At 69.3% G+C, this 24,060-nt stretch carries 16 protein-coding genes; 9 read left to right on the plus strand and 7 right to left on the minus strand.

The window, feature by feature from the left end; all coding sequences use genetic code 11:
• The first annotated feature begins 323 nt into the window (after window positions 1-323).
• The gene (locus D588_RS0104890; protein ID WP_017911040.1) at window positions 324-617 is read left to right on the plus strand and encodes a LysM peptidoglycan-binding domain-containing protein; all 294 of its coding nucleotides are present in this window, start codon (window positions 324-326) and stop codon (window positions 615-617) included.
• A 47-nt stretch (window positions 618-664) separates the two neighbouring features.
• A complete protein-coding gene (locus D588_RS0104895; RefSeq protein WP_017912389.1) occupies window positions 665-1,189 on the plus strand; it encodes a hypothetical protein in 525 nt (174 codons plus the stop codon).
• 389 nt (window positions 1,190-1,578) lie between these two features.
• Here the strand turns inward: D588_RS0104895 and D588_RS0104900 are convergent, their stop codons facing one another.
• From D588_RS0104900 to D588_RS0104920, 5 genes are read right to left on the minus strand one after another with little or no spacing between them, the layout of a single operon-like run.
• The gene (locus tag D588_RS0104900) at window positions 1,579-2,703 is read right to left on the minus strand and encodes an amidohydrolase family protein (RefSeq protein WP_020381182.1); all 1,125 of its coding nucleotides are present in this window, start codon (window positions 2,701-2,703) and stop codon (window positions 1,579-1,581) included.
• Window positions 2,700-3,476, minus strand: a complete 777-nt coding sequence (locus tag D588_RS0104905) for a DeoR family transcriptional regulator (RefSeq protein WP_026143390.1) — start codon at window positions 3,474-3,476, stop codon at window positions 2,700-2,702. Before D588_RS0104905 ends, D588_RS0104900 begins: the two co-directional genes overlap by 4 nt.
• Window positions 3,477-3,509: 33 nt before the next feature.
• Entirely contained in the window at window positions 3,510-4,844 is a 1,335-nt protein-coding gene (locus D588_RS0104910) for a D-tagatose-bisphosphate aldolase, class II, non-catalytic subunit (RefSeq protein WP_017915177.1), read from the minus strand.
• Window positions 4,845-4,859: 15 nt separating this feature from the next.
• Entirely contained in the window at window positions 4,860-5,798 is a 939-nt protein-coding gene (locus tag D588_RS0104915) for an ROK family protein (protein WP_026143391.1), read from the minus strand.
• Window positions 5,791-6,945 (minus strand): SIS domain-containing protein, encoded by a 1,155-nt coding sequence (locus D588_RS0104920; RefSeq protein ID WP_026143392.1) that lies wholly within the window; start codon window positions 6,943-6,945, stop codon window positions 5,791-5,793. Before D588_RS0104920 ends, D588_RS0104915 begins: the two co-directional genes overlap by 8 nt.
• A gap of 323 nt (window positions 6,946-7,268) precedes the next feature.
• Here D588_RS0104920 and D588_RS0104925 point away from each other — a divergent pair, with 323 nt between their 5' ends.
• From D588_RS0104925 to D588_RS0104955, 7 genes are all read left to right on the plus strand, one after another.
• Window positions 7,269-10,631 (plus strand): TIM-barrel domain-containing protein, encoded by a 3,363-nt coding sequence (locus tag D588_RS0104925; protein WP_017915180.1) that lies wholly within the window; start codon window positions 7,269-7,271, stop codon window positions 10,629-10,631.
• Window positions 10,632-10,750: 119 nt separating this feature from the next.
• Window positions 10,751-13,723 carry a TonB-dependent receptor gene (locus D588_RS0104930; protein ID WP_026143393.1) on the plus strand — a complete coding sequence of 991 codons (2,973 nt, stop codon included), beginning with the start codon at window positions 10,751-10,753 and terminating at the stop codon, window positions 13,721-13,723.
• A 64-nt stretch (window positions 13,724-13,787) separates the two neighbouring features.
• Window positions 13,788-15,143, plus strand: a complete 1,356-nt coding sequence (locus D588_RS0104935) for a Gfo/Idh/MocA family oxidoreductase (RefSeq protein ID WP_017915182.1) — start codon at window positions 13,788-13,790, stop codon at window positions 15,141-15,143.
• 227 nt (window positions 15,144-15,370) lie between these two features.
• Window positions 15,371-15,853, plus strand: coding sequence for a hypothetical protein (locus D588_RS0104940; protein ID WP_017915183.1), 483 nt, complete (start codon window positions 15,371-15,373; stop codon window positions 15,851-15,853).
• 478 nt (window positions 15,854-16,331) lie between these two features.
• Window positions 16,332-18,563 (plus strand): NADP-dependent isocitrate dehydrogenase, encoded by a 2,232-nt coding sequence (locus D588_RS0104945; protein WP_017915184.1) that lies wholly within the window; start codon window positions 16,332-16,334, stop codon window positions 18,561-18,563.
• 257 nt (window positions 18,564-18,820) lie between these two features.
• On the plus strand, window positions 18,821-20,560 hold the full coding sequence (aceK, locus tag D588_RS0104950; protein ID WP_017915185.1) for a bifunctional isocitrate dehydrogenase kinase/phosphatase: 1,740 nt from the start codon (window positions 18,821-18,823) through the stop codon (window positions 20,558-20,560).
• Between the two features lie 61 nt (window positions 20,561-20,621).
• Window positions 20,622-21,518: an energy transducer TonB gene (locus D588_RS0104955; protein ID WP_051067834.1), complete on the plus strand. Its 897-nt coding sequence runs from the start codon at window positions 20,622-20,624 to the stop codon at window positions 21,516-21,518.
• Window positions 21,519-21,575: 57 nt separating this feature from the next.
• On the opposite strand, the gene D588_RS0104960 is transcribed toward D588_RS0104955, so the two are convergent.
• A complete protein-coding gene (locus D588_RS0104960; protein WP_017915187.1) occupies window positions 21,576-22,376 on the minus strand; it encodes a membrane protein in 801 nt (266 codons plus the stop codon).
• Between the two features lie 127 nt (window positions 22,377-22,503).
• The coding region (gene rho, locus D588_RS0104965; protein WP_017907368.1) for a transcription termination factor Rho at window positions 22,504-24,060 on the minus strand (1,557 nt) is incomplete at its 5' end.

The following is a 24,060-nucleotide window of genomic DNA, read 5'->3' on the forward strand; positions in this document are numbered from 1 at the left end:
CTCCAGGTCGTGGCAGGTTGTTCGAGGTGCCCTGAAGTTCCTCCCACAAGGAGCGCCCTGAGGGGAGCGCTGTCGTCAGCTTCTCTGCGGCAGACCGGGGTTCGCGCAGTCGTCGCCTGGACGATGCGCCCACATGGCGATGGTGGCGTGTGCCGGCGATCCCGCTGTCATGCACGAACTCAAGCGTTCGACCGACACATCTCGCCGCGTTCGAAGACGCGCGGCGCGCCTGAACCGCAGCCGCGCGGTTCACGGCCGCGCGATCCTTTTTTAACAAATCCTGTGACACCGTGGCCGCGTCCCATCACGCAGGAAGCCACGCGATGAACAGTGACAAGCGCGCCGATTTCTCGGCGGTCACCGCCAAGGTGGACACCACCGCCGACGTCGTACAGAAGGCGGATTTTTCCGCCGTGCAGAGCAAGGTCGACAGCACCGCCGAGCAGGTGCAGCAGGTGTACGTGGTCAAGCCTGGCGATTCGTTATCCAAGATCGCCAAGCTGCATTACGGCGACGGCAACGCCTGGACGCGCATCTTCGAGGCCAACCGCGACGTGCTGGCCGACCCCGACAAGATCTATCCCGGCCAGACCCTCAAGCTGCCGGCCGGCGCCTGAGGCGTCGCCACCACCCCCTTTCGTTATTCCGACAGGAGTCCCCACCGATGAAGACCCGCTCGATCTCCGCGTTTTCGCCCCTGATGATCGCCCTGGTCGGCGCGTTGGCGCTGGCCGGCTGCAAGAAGCAGGAGCAGCAACAGACCGTGTCGCCCGATCCCACCTCGTCCGCGCCGACCGAGCAGATGCCGGGTCCGGCCGCAGCCCCGGCGGAGCAGCCGGCGCCGGCCGCCGCAGGCGCCAATGCGGTGAACGTGGCCGCCGTCGCTGTCGGCAACACTGCCGCCGCGGACAAGTCCGTCGCGCCGATGACCACGCTCGCCAGCAAGGACAAGATCATCGTTTCGGTCAAGACCGAGGGCTCGGCGACCAATGCCAATGTCGGCGCCAAGCTGGTGTTCCAGGACGGCCAGACCGCCGGCGAGCGCACCGAGACGCTCAATACCAGCGGTGCCGACACCACCAACTTCGAGTTCACCAATCCCAAGGGCTGGCCGGCTGGCCAGTACAAGGCCGAGGTCACCGTGAACGGCCAGGCGGCGGGCACGCCGCAGACGTTCGAGGTGAAGTGATCCAGGGCTGAGGCCCGATCACGGGTCGCACGCGCCGCCTCTCTCCCGGCACGTGCGACACGCTGGCGCAGCCGCGAGGCTGCGCCTTTTTTATACGTGGCCCGATGCTCCGACAGCACTGCCGATGCGCCGAAGGAAGAAGGTGTGGGGGGCTTCAGGACACTCCCATAGCCCGGAAACCCGTCATAGGAGCGGCTTCGGCCGCGACCGGCCTTACCGGGAACGTCCGTCGCGGCTGCAGCCGCTCCTGCCACGGAGGCGCAAGTTGCATCCGGGAGATCAGCGGCGCTCTTCCATCCCGACGCACGTCCTGGACGATGCCTTGCCGTCCACTCGGCGGCGTCTGCGCGCACCACCGCTGGCCAGCACCGCGCAGCCGCGCACGGCGATCAGTGATGCGCGTGCAGATCCAGCATGCGCCCACCCACCACCACCTGGCGCAGGCGCAGGTCGCTGTCCAGCACCACCAGGTCGGCGCGGGCGTCGGGGGCGATGTGGCCGCGGTCGCCGAGGCCCAGGTAGTCGGCCGGGAAGGTGGACACGCGCTGTGCGGCATCGGCCAGTTCCAGGCCCGCCTGCACCAGGTTGCGCAACGCCTGATCCATGGTCAGTGCGCTGCCGGCCAGCGAGCCGCTGGCCAGGCGCACGCAGCCGCCGCACTTGTGCACGCGCTGCTCGCCCAGTGCGTATTCGCCGTCGGGCATGCCGGTGGCGGCGGTGGCGTCGGTCACCGCGTACAGGCGCGGGATCGCGCGCGCGGCGAGGCGAATCACGCCGGGATGCACATGCTGCAGGTCGGGAATGAGTTCGGCGTACTGCGCATGCGCCAGCGCCGCGGCGGCGATGCCGGGGCGATAGTGGTCCACGCCGGTCATGCCGTTGAACAGGTGGGTGAAGCCGGCCGCGCCGGCCTGCAGGGCCGCCACGCCGTCCTCGTAGCTGCCGGCGCTGTGGCCGAGCTGCACGCGGATGCCCAGTGCGGTCAGCGCCGGAATCAGCGCGGTGTGCGCACCGATCTCCGGCGCCAGGGTCAGTACCCGGATTGGCGCCAGCGCCTGCCACTGCTGGACCTGGGCGAGGCTGGCCTCGATCGTGCGGTCGGGTTGCGCGCCCAGCCGCTGCGGGCTGATGAAGGGGCCCTCCAGGTGCACGCCGACGATGCAGGCGGCGTCGACATCGGGCGCGGCCATGGCCGCGGCGACGCCGCGCAGTGCGTGCGCGATCTCCTCGACGCCGGCGGTCATGGTGGTCGCCAGCAGGGTGGTGGTGCCGAAGCGCAGGTGGGCGCGGGCGATGCGCCGCGCCGCGTCGCCGCCCTGCATCAGGTCCACGCCGGCGGCGCCGTGCACGTGCAGGTCGACGAAGCCCGGCAGGATCAGCGGCAATTGCGGATCGTCGCCGCCACTGTGGTCGTCCACCTGCAGCCGGCGCACGTGGGTGTCGAAGTGGACGTGGCCGCGACGCCAGCCCAGCGGGGTGAGCAGGCGGCCATGCAGGGAACGCGTATCGGTCATGGCGCGGGCTCGGCGACGATCACCTCGATGCCCAGCCGCTGCAGCCCCTCGCGGGTGGCCTCGTCGATGCCGGCGTCGGTGATGATGGCGTGGATCTGGTCCAGGCGGGCGATGCGGTGCAGGCTGACCCGGCCGAACTTGGAGGCGTCGGTCAGCACCACGATGCGCCGCGCGCGCTCGACCATGCGGTGGTTGAGCCGCGCTTCGGCCTCGTCGTGGGTGGTCAGGCCGAACTGCAGGTCCAGGCCGTCCACGCCCAGGAACAGCGTGTCGAAACCGTAGGCGTTGAGGCTGGCCTCGGCCTGGCTGCCCTGCAGCGACAGCGACTGCTGGCGCAACTGGCCGCCGGTGAGCAGCACGTTGATGCCGGGCGCGTTGGCCAGTTCCCAGGCGATGTTGAGGCCGTTGGTCATCACCGTGACGTCGCGGTGCGCGCGCAGGTGCCGGGCCAGGGTCATCGTGGTCGAACCGGAGTCGATGATGATGTTGGCGCCGGGCTGCACCATGCGCGCGGCACAGGCGCCGATCGATTCTTTCAGCGGCAGGTTCAGCGCGTCCTTTTCGTGGATGTCCTGCTCCTGCGGCGGCGTGCGCACCAGCGTGGCGCCGCCGTGGGTGCGGGTGGCCAGGCCCTGCGCCTCGAAATGGTTGAGATCGGCGCGAATGGTCACCGCCGACACGTCGAAGCGTTCGACCAGGTCGGCAACCTGCACCGTGCCATGTTCGAGCAGCGACTGCAGGATCTGCTGGCGGCGGGAGCGGGTGTTGCGCATGGCCATTCTCGGATTCGCGGGCGACCGGGAAGATTAGCCGTTCGCCGCGACGCCGGCAGCCGCTTCGGCGTGTGGCCGGCGCGCGCCGGCGCGGTTGGCGCTGCAGGCGCGGGCGTATTCGCCCAGGCACAGGCCGATGCGGTGCTGGACCAGCGCCGTCGGGGTAGTGGCGAGTTGGCCGGCGCGCACCGCGCGGTACTGCTCGGGCAGGAACTGGCTGAGCAGCACCAGCGGCGGCGCATGCCGTTCCAGGTTGGCGAACAAGGTGTCCACCGCTGCGCGCACCGTCGGCTCGCCCCAGTAGTAGCGGCAGCGGTCGCTGAAGGAATGGCGGCGCAGCAGGCGTTGCGCGGCGGCGTCGCCCGGATAGTAGGACTGCCAATATCCGGGTTGCGCCTGCATCGCCGCGTCCAGCACCTGCGGCAGTTGCGAGCACTGCGCCGCGGGGAGCAGTTCGGCTTCGATCGCGGCCAGCGCGCACAGCGCCTCGCGATAGGCGAAGGTGGCGGCGGGGCCGACCTTGAGGATGGCGAAGTGGTCGCGCACCAGCGCGTGCAGCGCGTCCTCGCGCTGGTAGTCGGTGGAGTGCGCCTCGAACACGATGCGCGGTTGCTGCTCGAGGAAATCGGCCAGCGCGGCGGCGGCGGCCGGGTCGTAGTCGTGCACGCTGCTGTGGTCGAAATCCACGCCCGGCTGCACCACCAGCGCGATCACCCGTTGCCACGCGGCGCGCAGCGGCGGCGTGTCGAAGGCCTGCCGGTGGATGGCCAGGGTCTGCGCGGCCGCGGCCGGCGTGGTCACCTGCAGGCCGCCGGCCAGCGAGGCTTCGCCACCGGGAATCGGCACCTCGGTGCCGATCACGTACACCGGCGGCGGCAGCCCATGTGCGGCGGCGGTGCGCTCGGCGATCTCGGCCAGTTCGGCCGACCGCGCGGCGACGACGGCATCGGGCAGCGGCACCGGGTCGTCGGCGCAGGCCATGCTGCAATCCAGGTGGATCTTGTGGAAGCCCGCGGCGACGTACTGTTCGATCAGCACGCGCGCATGCGTCATGGCCTCGGCGGCCGGCCCCTTCTGCCAGGCGTTCGGGCCCAGGTGATCGCCGCCCAGGATCAGCCGCGCGCGCGGGAAGCCTTCCGTGTCGGCCAGTGCGCCGACGTAGTCGCGGTACTGCGCCGGGGTCATGCCGGTGTAGCCGCCGAACTGGTCGACCTGGTTGGAGGTGGCCTCCACCAGCAGTAGCGTGTCGTGGGCCAGCGCGACCTGCATCGCCGCGCGCAGCACCTGTTCGTTGCTGCAGCAGACGCTGTACAGGCCGACGTTGGCGCCGGCGCGATGGGAGGCGAGCAGGGTCTGCAAGGGCGACATGGACACTCCGGCGGATCAGGAATAGGCGGGATGGCAGGCCAGCAGCGCGGCACCGCGGGCGCCGCCGGCATCGCCGAAGTGCGGTGGCACGATCGGCGGCACCTGCACGCCGGCGAACAGGTGCGCGGCGATGGCGTCGGGCAGTTGCCGGTACAGCGGCGGGTATTGCGACAGCCCGCCGCCGAGCACGATCACGTGCGGGTCCAGCGCCAGCACTACGGCGGCCAGGCTGTGGCCGAGCAGGTCGCGATGGATGTCCAGCGCCTGCTGCGCGCGCGCGTCGCCGGCCTCGGCCAGGGCGATCGCCGCGCTGGCGTCGGCGGCGTCGCTGCCGAGATGGCGCGCGATCGCCGCCACGCCGCTGCCGGACACGTAGCGCTCCACGCAGCCCTGCAGGCCGCAGCCGCAGTCCAGCAGCGGCAGGCGATGGCGCTGCAGCAGGTGCCCGGGCACGCTCCAGTGGCCCCATTCGCCGGCGATGCCGTTGCAGCCCGCGAGCAGGCGGCCTTGCACGCAGAAGCCGCCGCCGGCGCCGGTGCCGAGGATGGCGCCGAACATGCTGGGGTAGCCATCGGCGGCACCGCCGTGCGCCTCGGACAGCGCGAAGCATTGCAGGTCGTTGCCGATGCGCAGCGGACGCGGCAGCCGCGCCTGCAGGTCCTGCGCCACGCACTGGCCGGTCAGCGCCGGCACGTTCGCGCTCAACTGGCGGCCGCTGCGGCGGTCGCGCACGCCGGGCAGGGCGATGCCGAGCGGGCTGTCGTGGTGGCCGAGCGCGGCATCGGCCGCGGCCACCAGCGCCACCACCGCCTGCAGGAAGCCGGCGTAGTCGCCCTGCGGCGTGGCCACGCGGCGCCGCCACAGCACTTGCAGCGCGGCGTCGCAGGCCACGAGTTCGATCTTGGTGCCGCCGACGTCCAGGCCGTAGCAGGTGGGCACGCCAGGCTCAGCCATGGTGGATGGTGACGCCCTGGACCACGCGGTTGACGGTGCCGTCGGGGAACGGGTTGTCCGGGGTCAGGCCGAGCGCGGCCGAACGCTGCAGTGCGAACAGCTGCGCGAAGCCCAGCCACAGCGGCGCCAGCCACGGATCGTCCAGGCCGGCGACGGCGAGCGTGTGGTCGTCGCCGGCACCGATGTCCGCATGCGGGCCGATCGCCAGCACCTGGCCGGCCACGCCATCGCGACGCAGTTCGTCGAGCAGGTCCTGCTCGTAGCGGCGTGCCAGCGGCTGCACGCTGCGCAGCATCACCACCAGGGTGCTGCGGTCGAGCGTGGACTTGGGGCCGTGGCGGAAGCCCAGCGGCGTGTTGGCCAGCGCCAGCACGCGGCCGGCGGTGAGTTCCAGCACCTTCAGCGCGGCCTCGCGCGCCAGCGCTTCCAGCGGGCCGCTGCCGAGATAGATCACCCGCGCGAACGGGCGCTGCGCCAGCGCCGCCACCGCGCCATCCCATTGCGCCAGGCCGCGGTCGGCCAGTTCGGCCAGCCGCTGCAGGCGCGCGCTGCGCGTTTCCCATGGCGCACGGTCGAACACGCTCAGCGCCGCCAGCAGCATGCAGGTCAGGCTGCTGGTCATGGCGAAGGCGCGGTCGCAGCTGGCCGGCGGCATCAGCAGCGTGCAGGTGTCGGTGCGGCCGGCGCCGCGGCGGGCCAGTTCGCCGTCGGCATTGCAGGTGATGTCGAGGAAGCGCGCCTCGTCCACGTCGCTGCGCACGCGCTCCACCGCGGCCACGCTTTCCGGGCTGGAGCCGCTGCGCCCGAACGACACCAGCAGGGTCGGCCGCGCGCGCTGCAGGTACAGCGCCGGATGGGTCAGTAGGCTGGTGGTGTGCACCGCGCGCACCTCGGCCGGCCACTGCGCATTGATCGCGTCGGCCACCATCTCGGCGATGAAGCCGGAACTGCCGGCGCCGGTGAACAGCACGCGCTGGTTCGGATCGGCGAGGCGGTCGCCGAGGAAGGCCTGCAGGCGGTCGCCGGCGTGCGCCAGATCCTGCGCCAGGGTCCGCCACAGCGCCGGCTGCTGGGCGATCTCGCGGGCGGTATCGGCCCCGCCCAGGCGCTGCCAGGCGGATGCATCGGAAAGCGGAAGGAGGTCCATGCGGTGGTTCCTGTTGGGCCAGCGCACCATCCGGCTTTTCTTTCGAAATGTCAAACATCGAAAGAAAAAAGAAAGTATTTACCTGTGCCCAATGTGTTTGCGGATCGCTCGCCCTAAAACGAAAGGTGCAAGTGGATGCCGCTATCGCAAGCCGAATCAGCCGATTATGATGAGATGAAAGCAAAGTCATGCGAGGCAATATCTTTCGTTTTGCCAAAATAAATCTTGTTTTTTGCTTTCAATTTATTGACATCTTTCAAATGCCTGGCCTAGAGTCGGTGCAACGCTTTCGAAACGCCCGGGGAAACGGGTTTGGGGGTCGTGTGGAGAACCGCGTTCGTCGCTCGTCGCTGTTGCCGGCGATCGCGCTGCCGGCTCTGCTGCTGGTGGCGGCCACCGTCGTCGCCGAGCCGGTCGGCAACCTGCGTACGGTCGCCGCCAGCGCCAGCCGCGACGGCGTGCAAGGCTGGGACCTGCAGACCGACCGCGGCGTGCGCCTGCGCATCGAACTGCCGGCGGCCGACATCGTGCGCGTGCAGGCCGGGCGCCACGGCACGCTCACCGGCGCCGGCGACAAGGCCACGCCGATCGTGCTGCCGCAACCCAAGGCCGCGGTACAGGCGCAACTGGAAGACGATGCGCAGGAGCTGCGCGTGCGCACCGACGCGCTGGTGCTGCACGTGCAGCGGCAACCGCTGCGACTGCGCCTGGAGCGGCTGCAGCAGGGCCGCGCGGTCGCGCTGTGGCAGGAACTGCAGCCGCTGGACCTGGACGCCACGCAGAGCGTGCAGGTGCTGTCCTCGCAGGCCGACGAAGCCTATTACGGCGGCGGCCAGCAGAACGGGCGCTTCGAGTTCAAGGGCCGCGAACTGGAAGTGTCGTATTCCGGCGGCTGGGAGGAGGGCGATCGCCCGAGCCCGGCGCCGATGCTGCTCAGCAGCCGCGGCTGGGGCATGCTGCGCAATACCTGGAGCGACGGCAGCTACGACCTGCGCCAGCCCGACCAGGCCACGCTGCTGCACCGCGAAGACCGCTTCGACGCCTACTACTTCGTCGGCGCCGACCTGCCGGCCCTGATCGAGCGCTATACCCGGCTGACCGGCCGCCCGAGCATGCTGGCGCGCTGGTCGCTGTCCTACGGCGATGCCGATTGCTACAACGACGGCGACAACGCCAAGAAGCCCGGCACCGTGCCCGACGGCTGGCACGACGGCCCCACCGGCACCACCCCGGACGTGGTCGACAGCGTGGCGCGGCAATACCGCGAGCACGACATGCCCGGCGGCTGGATCCTGCCCAACGACGGCTACGGCTGCGGCTACACCAGGCTGCCGGAGACCGTGCAGGGCCTGGCCCGCTATGGCTTCCGCACCGGCCTGTGGACCGAGAACGGCGTGGACAAGATCGCCTGGGAAGTCGGCAAGGCCGGCAGCCGCGTGCAGAAGCTCGACGTGGCCTGGACCGGCAAGGGCTACCAGTTCGCGATGGACGCCAACCACCAGGCCTACGACGGCATCCTCGCCAACTCCGATGCGCGCCCGTTCCTGTGGACGGTGATGGGCTGGGCCGGCATCCAGCGCTACGCGGTGGCCTGGACCGGCGACCAGAGCAGCAGCTGGGACTACATCCGCTGGCATGTGCCGACCCTGATCGGCTCCGGCCTGTCCGGCATGGCCTACGCCGCCGGCGATGTCGATGCGATCTTCGGCGGCAGCGCCGAGACCTTCACCCGCGACCTGCAGTGGAAGGCCTTCACCCCGGTGCTGATGGGCATGAGCGGCTGGTCGTCGAACGCGCGCAAGCATCCGTGGTGGTACGACGAGCCGTACCGCAGCATCAACCGCGATTATCTCAAGCTGAAAATGCGCCTGACCCCGTACATGTACGGCCTGGTGCACGATGCCGCGCAGACCGGCGCGCCGCCGGTGCGCGGGCTGATGTGGGAGGACCCACGCGATCCTCACGCACAGGACGAGACCTACAAGAACCAGTTCCTGCTCGGCCGCGACCTGCTGGTGGCGCCGGTTTACCGCAGCCAGGCGGCCAGCCGCGGCTGGCGGCGCGACATCCATCTGCCGGCCGGCGGCTGGATCGACTACTGGGACGGCCGCCGCGTGCAGGCCGGCGCCGACGGTCGCCAGCTCGATCGCCAGGTCGACCTGGCCACGCTGCCGCTGTTCGTGCGTGCCGGCGCGATCCTGCCGATGTACCCGGCGATGCTGTACGACGGCGAGAAGCCGCTGGACGAGGTGACCTTCGACCTGTATCCGCAGGGGGCCTCGCAGTACACGCTGTACGAGGACGACGGCAACACCCGCCGCTACCAGCAGGGCGAGTCCAGCACGCAGGTGGTGCGCATGCAGGCGCCAGCGCAGGGCAGCGGCCCGGTGCAGGTGTGGATCGATCCGGTGCAGGGCCATTACGACGGACAGCTGCCGCAGCGCCGCTATGCCTTGCGCGTGCTCGCGCGGCAGGCGCCGCGGTCGGTGCAGGTCGGCGAACGCGCGCTGCCGACGGTTGCCGACGCCGCGGCCCTCGCCCAGGCCAGCGAAGGCTGGTACTTCGACGCCACGGAGCGCCGCGGCACCGTGCACGTGCGCACCGCTGTGCAGGACATCCGTCAGCCGTTGCAACTGCGGCTGGACTTCCCGGTCGCCGCCGCTGCGGCCGACGACGCCTATCCGCCGGCGCCGGAGCTGGGCCGCGCGCTGCCCGCCGACAGCCTGCTGGTGGTCAACCGCCCGGCCGAGGAACCCGGGCACCCGCTGGAGAACGCCTTCGACGACGACCCGGGCACCTGGTTCCGCAGCGTGCGCAACCAGGCCGTGCGCACCGGCGCGCACGAATGGGTGATCGGTTTCGGCGAGCGCAAGATGATCGACGGCATCGAGCTGGCGCCGCGCAACGACAAGAACTGGAAGCACGGCCAGGTGCGCGACTACGAGGTCTACCTGGGCGACAGCAACGGCGAGTGGGGCGAGCCGGTGGCGCGCGGCCACCTGCGCTTGCAGGAAGGCGTGCAGCGCATCGACTTCCCCGCGCATGCCGGCCGCCTGCTGCGCTTCCGCGTGCTGAGCGTGCAGAACCCCGAGGGCGACGGCGCCGACAGCAACGATCCGATGGTCGTCGCCGCGCAGCGCCGGCCGCGCGCCTTCGATGCGCTGCAGCCGCGCGACGTCGGCCCGATCGCGCTGTCCACCTTCCACATCCTCGAGCACCCGGCGCCGGAACGGCCGGCGCAGCAGCGCTATCTTTCCGAGCTGGCGTTGCCGGCGGCGCTGGCCGGTCGCGTGCGCGCCGACCAGGCCTTCCGCGGCGATGCCGGCATGCGCATGAACGGCCTGCAGTTCCGCCGCGGCCTGGGCGTGGGCGCCGACAGCCGCCTCGACCTGCGCCTGCACGGCGACTGGCGCCTGCTGCGCGCCGACCTGGGCATCGACGACGCCTGCCGCAGCGCTGGCGGCCTGCAGTTCCAGGTCTGGGGCGATGGCCGCCTGCTCTACGACAGCGGCCTGGTCAGCGCGCCCGGCGTAGTCAAGCCCGAACTGGACATCCGCGGCCTGTCCACGCTGAGCCTGCGCACGCTCGGCGCGCAGGGGCCGCAGCCTGCCCAGGTCTGCGCCAACTGGGCCAACGCCGTACTGATCGGTCAGGAGGGCGACACCGCCAGCTTCGTCGCCCCATGACCGCCCCGTAACACCGCTCCTCCCCCGCCTTTCCCGACTGCGGCCGCCTGGCCGTGGCCCGGGAGCGCTTTGCCCGCCGATTCCGCGTTCGCGCCGCACCCTGCCAGGAGAGAACCCCGATGTTGCCCGCCCGTCACCGCCATCCCCGCTGTCGCCCGCTCGCTCCGTTGACCCTGGCCATCGCCGGTGTCCTGCTCACCGCCCTGCAGCCCGCCGCTGCGCAGGACAGTCAGGCCGCCACCGACCTGGCCCGGGTCGAAGTCACCGGCTCCAACATCCGCCGCACCGACGTGGAGACCGCCTCGCCGGTGCAGGTGATCAGCAAGCAGGACATCCAGGCGATGGGCGCGCGCACGCTGCTGCAGGTGCTCGACAACCTGCCCGCGGCACGCCCGGCGCAACAGGACGCGCGCTCGCTGTTCACCGGTTCCGATGGCGCCTCGCAGGCCAACCTGCGCGGCCTCGGCGCGCAGGGCACGCTGGTGCTGTTGAACGGCCGTCGCATGTCGTACTACGGCGCGCCGGCCGGCTTCCAGACCCAGTTCGTCAACATCGATGCGATCCCGGCCGCGGCGATCGAGCGCATGGAAGTGCTCACCGACGGCGCCTCGGCGGTGTACGGCACCGACGCGGTGGCCGGCGTCATCAACGTGATCACCAAGCGCAACTTCCAGGGTGCGGAGATCAATTTCAGCAACGACACCTCCACCCGCATCGACTCCTACGGCGAGCACCAGGCCAGCATCACCGCCGGCTTCGGCGACCTCACCGAGAACCGCTTCAACGTCTACGGCGCGGTCAACGTGTACCGGCGCGATGCGATCCCGCTGCGCGACTTCTACGACAAGCGCCCGGCGCAGTACTACGTCAACAATCCCAACTACCTGACCAACCTGCGCCTGGGCGTGGGCAGCAAGCCAGGCCAGTTCAACCCTGGCAGCTACTTCGCCTTCGACCCGGTCACCGGGCGCCGCGTGCAGGAAGCCGCGCCGGGCTGCCAGAACGTGCTGACCAGCGAGGCCGCCGGCCCGCGCTGCGTGTGGGAAACCTGGTTGAACAACGAGATCGACGCCGGCGCCAAGTCCGAACGCAACACCGCCTACCTCAACGGCACCTTCCTGGTCGGCGCCAGCACCGAACTGTTCGCCGAGGCCACCTACACCGACATCGACCTGCGCGCCAACGGCGGCACTCCGCGCGCGTTCAACACCACCACCGGCAACCCCACCAGCTGGTTCTCGCGCAACACCGGCAACACCGTCAACCAGTTCCTGTATCCGTTCCTCGGGCCCAACAACGAGTACAACCGCGCCAGTCCGCAACTGAAGGCGATGATGGGCGGCGTGGTCGGCCTGCAGTACCTGCTGCAGGACGCCGGCCCCGACTACTTCGGCCAGCGCAACACCGACAAGAGCTACCGCGTGCTCGGTGGCGCGCGCGGCAGCTTCGGCGACTGGAACTGGGAAACCGCCTTCGCCACCGCCGGCACCCACTCGGTCACCTACCAGACCGTCAACGTCAACGTAAAAGGCTTCGAGAAGGCGTTCGGCCCGTTCACCATCGACCCGGGCACCGGCCGGGTGATCATCTCCGACCACCCGGCGTACAGGTTCGGCGAGATCAGCGCCGCCAACGCCGCGCTGATCCGCGAGGCATTCCCCACCTTCGACATCGAATCGTGGACGCGCCTGCACACCCTCGACGGCAAGATCGAAGGCCCGCTGTTCCAACTGCCGGCCGGCGAGATGCGCGCCGCGTTCGGCTTCAACGCCAGCCGCGAGACCTTCTACACCCCCGGCAACCCGGACGCGGCCAACGGCCTGATCACCCAACAGGGCGGCTCCTGGTTCGACGGCAAGCGCAACACCTATGCGCTGTTCGCCGAGACCGTCGCGCCGATCACCGACAAGCTGGAGCTGGATGCCGCGTTGCGCGCCGACAAGTATCCGAACTTCAGCACCAACCTGGCGCCGAAGGTCGGCTTCAAGTACCAGGCCTTCGAGCAGTTGCTGCTGCGCGGCACCTATTCCACCGGCTTCCGCGCGCCGAGCCTGGCCGAGTCCGGCAGCGGCGGCGTCTATGCGCAGCTGGGCGGCTACCGCGACGAGGTGCGCTGCGGCGAGACCAACGCCATCGCCAACCTGCTGCTGCAGTCGCGCCGCAGCGGCGACGTGGATCTGGGCAAGAGCCTGCTCAACGCCGACTGCAGCCGCACCGTGGCGCGCATGACCCAGCCGAACCCGGACCTGAAGCCGGAGAAGGCCAAGATCGCCACGCTCGGCTTCGTCTACGAGCCGGCCAACTGGCTGTCGGTCTCGGCCGACTACTGGTTCATCTATCGCGACAACGAGATCGTCGCCCCGGACTACCGCCGCGCCGGCGACATCACCGCCATGACCCGTTCGCCGATCACCGACAGCGACCGCGCCAATCTCGCGCAGTTGTCGGCGATGTGCGCCGATCCGGCCAGCGGCGTGGCCTGCCCGGGCACGCTGCCGGGCTACAGCGTGGGCAATGTCGCCAGTGTGGTCGGGCAGTACCGCAACCGCGGCAAGACCCTGGTCGACGGCTTCGACATCGACGCGCGCAGCCGCTTCTCGCTCGGCCAGTGGGGCGGGCTGAACATCGGCCTGGCGGCCACCATCGCCAACCGCAACCGCTTCTACATGGACCAGGACAGCGGCTGGTACTACGGCGACGTGGTCGGCTACTACAACAACCCGCGCCTGCGCGCCACGCTCAACGCCGACTGGACCTACCGCCAGGTCACCACCAGCATGTTCGTCAACTACGTCGGCGGCACCAAGTGGGCCACCGACCGGATCGACGCCGAGGACAACAACCCGCAGGCCTGCACTGCCGGCTACCTCAAGCTGCAGCCGAGCAAATGCGATGGCGCGCCGTCGTGGTGGACGGCCAACCTCAGCGTCACCTGGCGCCCGGACGACGCCTGGAACCTGAGCTTCACCGTCAAGAACCTGTTCGACCGCCTGCCGTTCTACGATCCGAACAGCTTCCTGGGCGATTCCAGCGACTACGCCACCATCTTCGGCCGCGGCTACAGCGTGACCATCGGCTACCGCTTCAAGTGAGCGCACGTGCAGCAGCATGCGTGCCGGCCGACGCCGGCGCGCATCCAAGAGGAGACCGCACATCATGAAACGACGCGACTTCATCGCCGCCGGTGCCGCCATCGCCGCCAGCAGCCTGCTGCCGCAGACGCCGGCCTGGGCGCGCAAGCGCACCCTGCGCCTGGCCATGATCGGCACCGGCATGCGCGGTCAGGTGCTGCTGACCGAACTGCTGCGCCGCGACGACGTGGAACTGGTCGCCCTGTGCGACAGCGAGCCGATCATGCTCGGCCGCGCCATGGCCATGGTCGCCAAGGCCGGCAAGCCCGCACCCACCGCCTACGGCCAGGACCGCGACGCCAGCGCCTGGAAGCGCGTGCTGGCGCACAAAGGCCTGGATGGCGTAATCGTGGCCACGCCCTGGGAGTGGCATGCGCCGATGGCAATCGCGGCGATGCAGGCCGGCGTGGCGGTCGGCTGCGAAGTGGTGGCCGGCATCACCCTGCAGGACCACTGGGACGTGCTCAACGCCCAGCTCGCCACCGGCACCCCGTACATGCTGCTGGAGAACGTCTGCTACCGCCGCGACGTGATGGCCGCGCTGCAGATGGTGCGGCAGGGCCTGTTCGGCGAACTGGTGCACCTGCAGGCCGGTTACCAGCACGATCTGCGCGGGGTGAAGTTCAACTCCGGCGACCCGGACCAGCCCTACGACAGCGGCGTGGAGTTCGGCGCCAAGGGCTGGAGCGAAGCGCGCTGGCGTACCGCGCATTCGGTGCAGCGCAACGGCGAGCTGTATCCCAGCCACGGCATCGGCCCGTGCGCGATGTACGCCGGCATCAACCGCGGCAACCGCATCACCCATCTCAACGCCTTCGCCAGCAAGGCCCGCGGCCTGCACGACTACACCGTGGCCAAGAGCGGCGGCAGTACCCATCCCAGCACCAAGGTGGCGTTCACGCTGGGCGACGTCGTCACCACCACCCTGGCCTGCGCCAATGGCGAGACCATCCTGCTGCAGCACGACACCTCGCTGCCGCGTCCCTACTCGATGGGCTTCCGCGTGCAGGGCACCAAGGGCCTGTGGATGGATCTCAACCAGTCGATCCACCTCGAAGGCCGCAGCCCGCCGCACCAATGGGAAGCCTTCAAGCCCTACCAGGACCAGTACGAACACCCGCTGTGGACGCGCTACGCCGCCACCGCGGCCGGCGCCGGCCACGGCGGCATGGACTGGTTCGTCATCCACGCCTTCGTCGAAGCGTTGAAGGCGAGGGCACCGATGCCGATCGACATCTACGACGCCGTGACGTGGAGCGCGATCACCCCGCTCTCCGAACAGTCGATCGCCAGAGGCTTCCAGACCGTCGCATTCCCGGATTTCACCGCGGGCGCGTGGCGCCAGCGCGCGCCGATCTTTGCGTTCGACGGCACGTACTGAGCGCGGTCGCCCCGGTACTCCACGCCTTGCATCCGTGCCGGGCGGCGGCCGGGGTGTTCGGCTCCACGGACACTTGCATGTCAAACACCAGCGGCTATAGTGCCGCGCGTGGTGCGCTCCGGCGCGCTTTTTTCTGCGTGTCCAGTGGTGCGGTCGGGCCGATTCGCCTTGGGTGGATGGCCGGCCTGGGCTGGGCGTCGATCATCCTTTAGCCGTCAGTGAGCGCAATGAACGCACCCCTCTTGGAACTCGTCGAGCTTCTTTCTTCCGGCAGCACCGAACCCGACGAACGAAGCGAGATCGTTCGGGACATCGAAGCCTTCCTGCCGGAGCTGGAGTGGACCGAGTGCGAGGAACAGGCGAATGCAATCGCGATCACCGCGGCGATGGAGCGTTACTCCGCCAACGGCGACAAGATGATCGATGTCCACCACGAGCTCTGCCAGATGATGGGCGACGCATTCCCTGCCTATCCCGAGAACGTGAAGACGCAGCCGGAGTACTTCACCTGGCTGGACCGCCACCTTGCCGAGTGGACGGACGAAGGCGACGGCTACGACGTGGTGGACATCGACGATATGACCACCGAAGACCAGCACCTGTTTGTGGTCTACCGCCGCGACGTGCCGCGCATTCTCGAGATTGCGGCGTCGTTGGGCGTGCCCGCCAGGCGTCCGCTGGACTACTGGCGCGGGCTCGGGTACGTCTGAGGTCGGCTATCCAGTTAGGCGGATGACTCCCAGGAAGGCGTAGCGCGGCCACGCCGGTTGGCGGTCGAGCTGTAGAGCGACTCCGATCCACACAGGCGGCGCGTCATCGCGGAAACGATCTTGGGCGCCGCGAGAGAGAGCCCGGCCGCATGGTGTGCTGTCATTCGGCAGAGACGGGTGGCGCCGCATCACTGCTCACGCCCGCTACCGACATTCGTCCGGCGGCGTGAGCCGCAGGTGTCGATCCACGCACGGCGTCCATCGGCACCCCGCGGATTGAAGCGCCCTCCCAGTGATGGAGCGCGCATGAACCGCGCTGGCGGACGGCGGACCCCGCGCTTTGCCCGCAGCCGGCAGACACGCGACAATGGACGGCCGATGTCCGGCGGTTGGCGGCATCGCGAAACTACAAGAAAACATACGCCGCCGTACTGTCGGTGCTGCCTATTTCCCCCTGCCAGAGGTCATCCGTCGCGTCATGTCGAATACGCCCAAGATCCTGTACACGCTCACCGATGAAGCCCCGTACCTGGCGACGCAGTCGCTGCTGCCGATCGTCGCCGCGTTCGCCGGCACTGCCGGCATCGCCGTGGAGACCCGCGACATTTCGCTGGCCGGCCGCCTGATCTCGCAATTCCCCGAATACCTGCGCGAGGACCAGCGCATCGCCGACGACCTGGCCGAGCTGGGCCAGCTGGCGACCACGCCGGAAGCCAACATCATCAAGCTGCCCAACATCAGCGCCTCGGTGCCGCAGCTCAAGGCCGCGATCAAGGAACTGCAGCAGCAGGGCTATGCGCTGCCGGACTACGTGGACGAGCCGAAGGACGAGAAAGAGAAAGAAGCAAAGGCGCGCTACGACAAGGTCAAGGGCAGCGCGGTCAATCCGGTGCTGCGCGAGGGCAATTCCGATCGCCGCGCGCCGGCCTCGGTGAAGAACTACGCGCGCAAGCACCCGCACCGCATGGGCGCATGGAGCGCCGAGTCCAAGTCGCACGTGGCGCACATGGACGCCGGCGATTTCTACGGCAGCGAGCGTTCGGCGCTGATCGAACAGGCTGGCAGCGTCAAGATCGAGCTGGTCGGCAAGGACGGCGCGGTGACCGTGCTGAAGGAAAAGACCGCGGTGCAGGCCGGCGAGCTGATCGACGCGGCGGTGATGAGCAAGCGTGCGCTGGCCGCCTTTGTGCAGGCGCAGATCGCCGATGCCAAGCAGCAGGGCGTGCTGTTCTCGCTGCACCTGAAGGCGACGATGATGAAGGTCTCCGACCCGATCATGTTCGGCGTGGTCGTCGAGGCGTTCTACCGCGACGTGCTGGACAAGCACGCCGCCACGCTCAAGCAGGTGGGCTTCGACGCCAACAACGGCATCGGCGACCTGTACGCGCGCATCGCCAGCCTGCCGGAGGCGCAGCGTGCGCCGATCGAGGCCGACCTGCAGGCGCTGTACGCGCAGCGTCCGGCGCTGGCGATGGTCAACTCCGACAAGGGCATCACCAACCTGCACGTGCCCAGCGACGTGATCGTCGATGCGTCGATGCCGGCGATGATCCGCGATTCCGGCAAGATGTGGAACGCCGAGGGCAAGCTGCAGGACACCAAGGCGGTGATCCCCGACCGCTGCTACGCCGGTGTGTACCAGGCGGTGATCGAGGACTGCAAGCTGCACGGCGCGTTCGACCCGGCGACCATGGGCAGCGTGCCCAACGTCGGCCTGATGGCGCAGAAGGCCGAGGAATACGGTTCGCACGACAAGACCTTCCAGATCCCGGTCGACGGCACCGTGCGTGTCACCGACGCCGGCGGCGCGGTGCTGCTGGAGCATGCGGTGGAAGCCGGCGACATCTGGCGCATGTGCCAGACCAAGGACGCGCCGATCCAGGACTGGGTCAAGCTGGCAGTCGAGCGCGCGCGCCTGAGCGTCACCCCGGCGGTGTTCTGGCTGGATCCGCAGCGCGCCCACGATGCGCTGATGATCCAGAAGGTGGAGCGCTACCTGCAGGACCACGACCTCAACGGCCTGGACATCCGCATCCTGCCGCCGGTGGAGGCCACCGCGTTCTCGCTGCAGCGTATCCGCAAGGGCGAGGACACCATCTCGGTCACCGGCAACGTGCTGCGCGACTACCTCACCGACCTGTTCCCGATCATGGAGCTGGGCACCAGCGCCAAGATGCTGTCGATCGTGCCGCTGATGGCCGGCGGCGGCCTGTTCGAGACCGGCGCCGGCGGTTCGGCGCCCAAGCACGTGCAGCAGTTCGTCGAAGAGAACTACCTGCGTTGGGATTCGCTGGGCGAGTTCCTGGCGCTGGCGGCGTCGCTGGAGCACCTGGGCCAGCGCCACCACAATGCCGCCATCGGCGTGCTGGCGCGCACCCTGGACCAGGCCAACGGCCAGTTCCTGGACAACGACAAGTCGCCCTCGCGCAAGGTCGGCGGGCTGGACAACCGCGGTAGCCACTTCTACCTCGCCATGTACTGGGCGCAGGCGCTGGCTGCGCAGGACGAGGACACCGCGTTGAAGGCGCGCTTCGCGCCGTTGGCCAAGCAGCTGACCGAGCAGGAAGCGACCATCGTCGCCGAGCTCAACGGCGTCCAGGGCCAGCCGGTCGACATCCAGGGCTATTACCGTCCGAACCTGGAGCTGATCGGCAAGGCGATGCGGCCGAGCAAGACCCTCAACGACGCCCTGGCGACGTTGAACGCCTGATCGCCCGAACTGGATGTGACGCAAGGGCCGCCCCTCGGGGCGGCCCTTTGCGTTTCCGGCGCAGGAAGCGTCCGGTAGGAGCAGCTTCAGCCGCGACAGGGCGTTCCCGGTACGGCCGGCCGCGGCTGAAGCCGCTGCTACGGCCGACCTGCGTCCGGCTCGATCCTGGCGAAGCAGGTCGCTGGATGTGCGCACGAGACGGAGCGTGGCAGGGGCCCGGCACCCGCGCGACGCCGCCACCTGGGTACACTGCGGCCATGTCCTCCACGCCGCTGCCGCTGCCGTCCGAACGCCGTGCCCTGGTCATCGGCCGCATCGTCTTCGAGGCGTTCGAGGACTACCACGCGCGTTTCGCGCAGATCTCTTCGCGTGCGCGCCAGCGCTTCGAGGCGCGCGACTGGAGCGTCGCGCGCGAAGATGCGATCGAACGCATCGCCCTGTACGACCAGTGCATCGCCGAGTGCATGCTGCGCCTGCGCGCGGTGCTGCTCGGCCAGGCGCACGATCGCGCGCTGTGGATCCGTGCGCGCGACCACTACGCCGAACTGATCGCCGCGCTGATCGACCAGGAACTGTACAAGACCTTCTACAACACCCTGACCCGGCGCTTCTTCCGCACCCAGGGCGTGGACGCGCAGATCGAGTTCGTGGCGCTGGACATCGAGCCCACCGACGCCATCACCCATCCGGTGGCGCGGCACAACTACGTGGTGTCCGAGGCGCGGCCGGTGGACGCGTTCGTGCGTGTGCTTGGCGACTACCGCTTCGACGTGCCGTACGCGCACCGCACGCGCTGCGCGGCGGCCATCGCGGTGCGGCTGCAGGACGACCTCGCCCACTGGGGCGAGAATCCGGTACGCGGCATCGAACTGCTGGAGACGGTGTTCTATCGCGAGCGCCGCGCCTACCTGATCGGCCGCGTGTTCGGCGAACACCGTTTCTCGCCGTGCGTGATCGCCCTGGTCAACGACGAACAGGGCCTGCGCGCCGAGGCGGTGCTGACCAAGCGCAACGACGTGGCGCAACTGTTCGGCATCTCGCGCAGCTATTTCCAGGCCGACCTGGCCACCGTCGGCGATGCGGTGGTGTTCCTGCGCAGCTTGCTGCCGCACAAACCGATCGACGAGCTGTACACCATGCTCGGCCGCGCCAAGCAGGGCAAGACCGAGCGCTTCCGCACCTTCTTCCGCCATTTCCAGGCGCATCCCAACGAACAGCTGGTGCATGCCGAGGGCACGCCGGGCATGGTCATGGCGGTGTTCACCCTGCCCAGCTACCCGCTGGTGTTCAAGCTGATCCGCGACCGTTTCGCCTATCCGAAGACGATGAGCCGCGAGGAAGTGGAGGAGAAGTACGCGCTGGTGTTCAACCTCGATCGCGTCGGCCGCCTGCTCGACGCGCAGCCGTACCGCTCGCTGCGCTTCCCGCGCACGCGTTTCGCGCCGGCGCTGCTGAAAGAGTTGATGGAGGGCTGCGCGCGCAGCCTGCGCGAGGATGGCGATGACCTGATCGTCGAGCTGTGCTACGTGCAGCGGCGCCTGCGCCCGTTGAACCTGTACCTGCGCGAACAGGGTGCCGAGGCCGCGCGCGAGGCCGCGCTGGACTACGCGCAGGCGATCAAGGACATGGCCCGCAACAACATCTTCCCCGGCGACATGCTGCTGAAGAACTTCGGCGTGTCGCGGCAGGGACGCGCGGTGTTCTACGACTACGACGAACTGTGCCTGGTCACCGACTGCAACTTCCGCGACTGGCCGCAGCCGCGCAACGAGGAAGAGGCGATGTCCGCCGAACCCTGGTTCCACGTCGCCCCGCGCGACGTGTTTCCGGAGCGCTTCGCGATGTTCATGGGCCTGCCCGCGGCTTCGCTGGAGGCAGTGCGCCACGCACACGGCGAGCTGTTCGATCCGCAGTGGTGGCGCGACCTGCAGGCGCGGCTGCGCGAGGACGACTATCCGGACGCGCCGCCTTACCCGGACGCGCTGCGCCTGGCCTGAGTTGCCGGCGGGCCGCGAGTGCGTTGTAATCGGCGCCTCATCCCAGGCAAAGGAATGCGCGATGCACCGTCGATCCCTCCGTTCGTGGTGGCGCTGGAGCGCCGTGCTCTCGCTGCTGCTGGCGTTCGCCGCCGTGGCCGCCGACGGGGCGGGTCCCGGCGCAGTGCGCAAGCAGATCGAAAGCAGCATGCTGGTGACCGGCACCATCGACATCGAGCCCGACGGCACGGTGTCGGCGCTGGCGCTGGACCGGCAGGAGCGCCTGCCCAAGGGCGTGGTCGGCTTCGTCCGCGACAGCGTGATGCAGTGGAAGTTCGAACCGGGGATGCGCGACGGCAAGCCGGTGCCGGCGCGCACGCCGATGACCCTGCGTCTGGTCGCCAAGCGGCTGGAGGGCGGAGACGACTACCAGGTCGAGATCCGCAGTGCCGATTTCACGCGCTACGATGCCAACGATCGCAGCGTGGTGACCGGAATCCAGATGAATCCGCCGGCCTACCCGGAAGCCGCCTTCAGCGTCGGCGCCGCGGGCGATGCCTACCTGGTGCTCAAGGTGGGTCGCGATGGCCACGTCGCCGATGCCGCGGTGGAGCAGGTCAATCTGCGCGTGGTGGCGTCCGAACAGCAAATGCAGCGGCTGCGCGACGTGCTGGGCAAGAGCGCGCTGGGCGCGGCCCGTAAATGGGCGTTCCGACCGCCGAGCGAAGGCAAGGACGTGGACGCGCCCTATTGGACCGTGCGCGTGCCGGTCAACTACGCGCTGAGCGACAGCACCCGCCGCGACGCGTCCTCGTCCTATGGCCGCTGGACGAGCTATGTGCCCGGCCCGCGCCAGCGCGCGCCCTGGATCACCAGCGACGATGCGACCGGCTTCTCGCCGGACCTGCTGCCGGCCGGCGGCGTGTACATGGCCGACGGCGCCGGCCCGCGCCTGCTGACGCCGCTGCAGGGCGGCTGAGCGGCGACGGGTCGCCTGGTCTAGGCCGGGCTGCCCCGCGTAGACCACCCGCCGACGTTAGCGTGCCGCGCGGCGATCGTCGTCGCGGCGTCGCGTCGAGACGACCAGCACCGCCAGCAACAGTCCGGCCAGCAGCAGCGACGCACCGACCGTACCCAGGTCCAGCCCGCCTTTGCCGGCCGGCTTGCTCAGCAGGTCGCCGAGGGTGGCGCCGAACGGGCGGGTCAGCACGAACGCCGCCCAGAACAGCGCCGTGCGCGAGACCCGGGTGAACGCGTAGGCCAGGGCGATCGCCGCCAGCAGCGCCGCGATCAGCAGCGCGCCGCCGGCGAAACCCAGCCCCGAACTGTCGGCCAGGTAATCGCCGAGCGCGGTGCCCAGGGTATTGGAGACCAGGATCGCCAGCCAGTAGAAGACCTCGGCGCGACCGCTGCCGATCCGCGCGACCGACAGGCTGCGTTCGCACAGCCACCACGTCGCCAGCACTGCGACCAGCAGGCTCACCAGCAGCAGCGCGCCCTGCGCGTAGCCCAGGCCCAGGCTGCGGTCCATGTAGTCCGACAGCGTGGTGCCGGCGGTGCTGGTGGTCAGGATCACCCACCAGTAGCGCCACGGCTGGAATTGGCGCGCGCGCAGCTGCGCCCACAGCGAGACCAGAAAGACCGCCAGCAGCAGCGCGCTGCTCAGCGCATAGCCGACATCCAGGGTCATCGACAACAGATCGCCGCCGGTCTCGCCCAGGGTGGTGGCGCAGATCTTCATCATCCAGAAACCGAGAGTGACCGGGGCGACCTTGCTGACGGCGGCGTTGGCGGTGACGGGCATGGCGGCGGACGCGGCGGAGCGAATGCCGCCCATCTCACCCGCGCCCACGTCGAAAGACCGTCGGACCCTGCGCCAGCAAGACACTGGGCGACGCCGCGCTGCCGCCACAAACGCGAACGCCCCGCCGAAGCGGGGCGTTGCGGTCGAACCGGCGCTGGACTCAGCGCTTCATCGAACCGAAGAACTCGTCGTTGGACTTGGTGTTCTTCATCTTGTCCAGCAGGAATTCCATCGCCGCGATCTCGTCCATCGGATGCAGCAGCTTGCGCAGGATCCAGATCTTCTGCAGCAGTTCCGGCTCGATCAGCAGGTCCTCGCGGCGGGTGCCGGAGCGGTTGATGTCGATCGCCGGGTACACTCGCTTCTCGGCGATACGGCGGTTCAGGTGCACTTCGCTGTTGCCGGTGCCCTTGAACTCTTCGTAGATCACCTCGTCCATCTTGCTGCCGGTCTCGACCAGCGCGGTGGCGATGATGGTCAGCGAGCCGCCTTCCTCGACATTGCGCGCCGCGCCGAAGAAGCGCTTCGGGCGGTGCAGGGCGTTGGCGTCGACGCCGCCGCTGAGCACCTTGCCGGAGGACGGCACCACGTTGTTGTAGGCGCGGGCCAGGCGGGTGATCGAGTCGAGCAGGATCACCACGTCCTTCTTGTGCTCGACCAGGCGCTTGGCGCGCTCGATCACCATTTCGGCGACCTGCACGTGGCGCGCGGCCGGCTCGTCGAAGGTCGAGGAGATGACCTCGCCGCGCACGGTGCGCTGCATTTCGGTCACTTCTTCCGGGCGCTCGTCGATCAGCAGCACGATCAGGTGCACGTCCGGGTGGTTGGTGGTGATCGCCGTGGCCACCTGCTGCATCAGCATGGTCTTGCCGGCCTTCGGCGGGGACACGATCAGCGCGCGCTGACCCTTGCCCTGCGGCGCCATCAGGTCGAGGATGCGGCCGGAGATGTCTTCCGAGGAACCGTTGCCGCGCTCCAGGGTGAAGCGCTTGCGCGGGAACAGCGCGGTCAGGTTCTCGAACAGGACCTTGTTCTTGCTCGCTTCCAGCGGTTCGCCGTTGATGGTGTCGACGATCGACAGCGCGAAGTAGCGCTCGCCGTCCTTCGGGAAGCGGATGCGGCCGGACAGGTGGTCGCCGGTGCGCAGGTTGAAGCGGCGGATCTGGCTGGGCGAGATGTAGGTGTCGTCCGGGCCGGCCAGGTAGCTGGCCTCGGCCGCGCGCAGGAAGCCGAAGCCGTCCGGCAGGATTTCCAGCACGCCGTCGGCGGCGACGCCTTCGCCGTGGCGGGTCAGCACCTTCAGCAGGGCGAAGATCACGTCCTGCTTGCGCGCGCGGGCCACGCCGTCCTGGATGTTGAGCTGCTCGGCGATGTCCAGCAGCTTCTGCGCCGGCATCTTCTTCAGATCGCTCAGCGAGTAGATCGGGAAGCCTTCCGGCACGCTGGCGTGCGGGCGCGGCACGAACGGCTCGTTGCCGCCGTTGTCGCTGGGCAGGCCGTTGTCCTGGAAGCGGTCGCCGCCGCGCTGGTTGCGGTCGCGGTCGCGGCGATTGCGGAAGCGATCGCGGCGGTTGCCCTGCTGGTTGTTCTGGTTGTTCTGGTTCTGATTGTTGAAGCGGTTGTTGTTGCCGCCGTCGCGCGGCTCACGGCCTTCGCGCGGCTCGCCGCCTTCGGACGCCTGGCCGCCGCCGCCCTGCTGGGCCGGCGCGTCGCCGCC

Origin of the sequence: Xanthomonas sp. SHU 308, from assembly GCF_000364645.1 — a bacterium.
GTDB classification, from domain to species: domain Bacteria; phylum Pseudomonadota; class Gammaproteobacteria; order Xanthomonadales; family Xanthomonadaceae; genus Xanthomonas_A; species Xanthomonas_A sontii.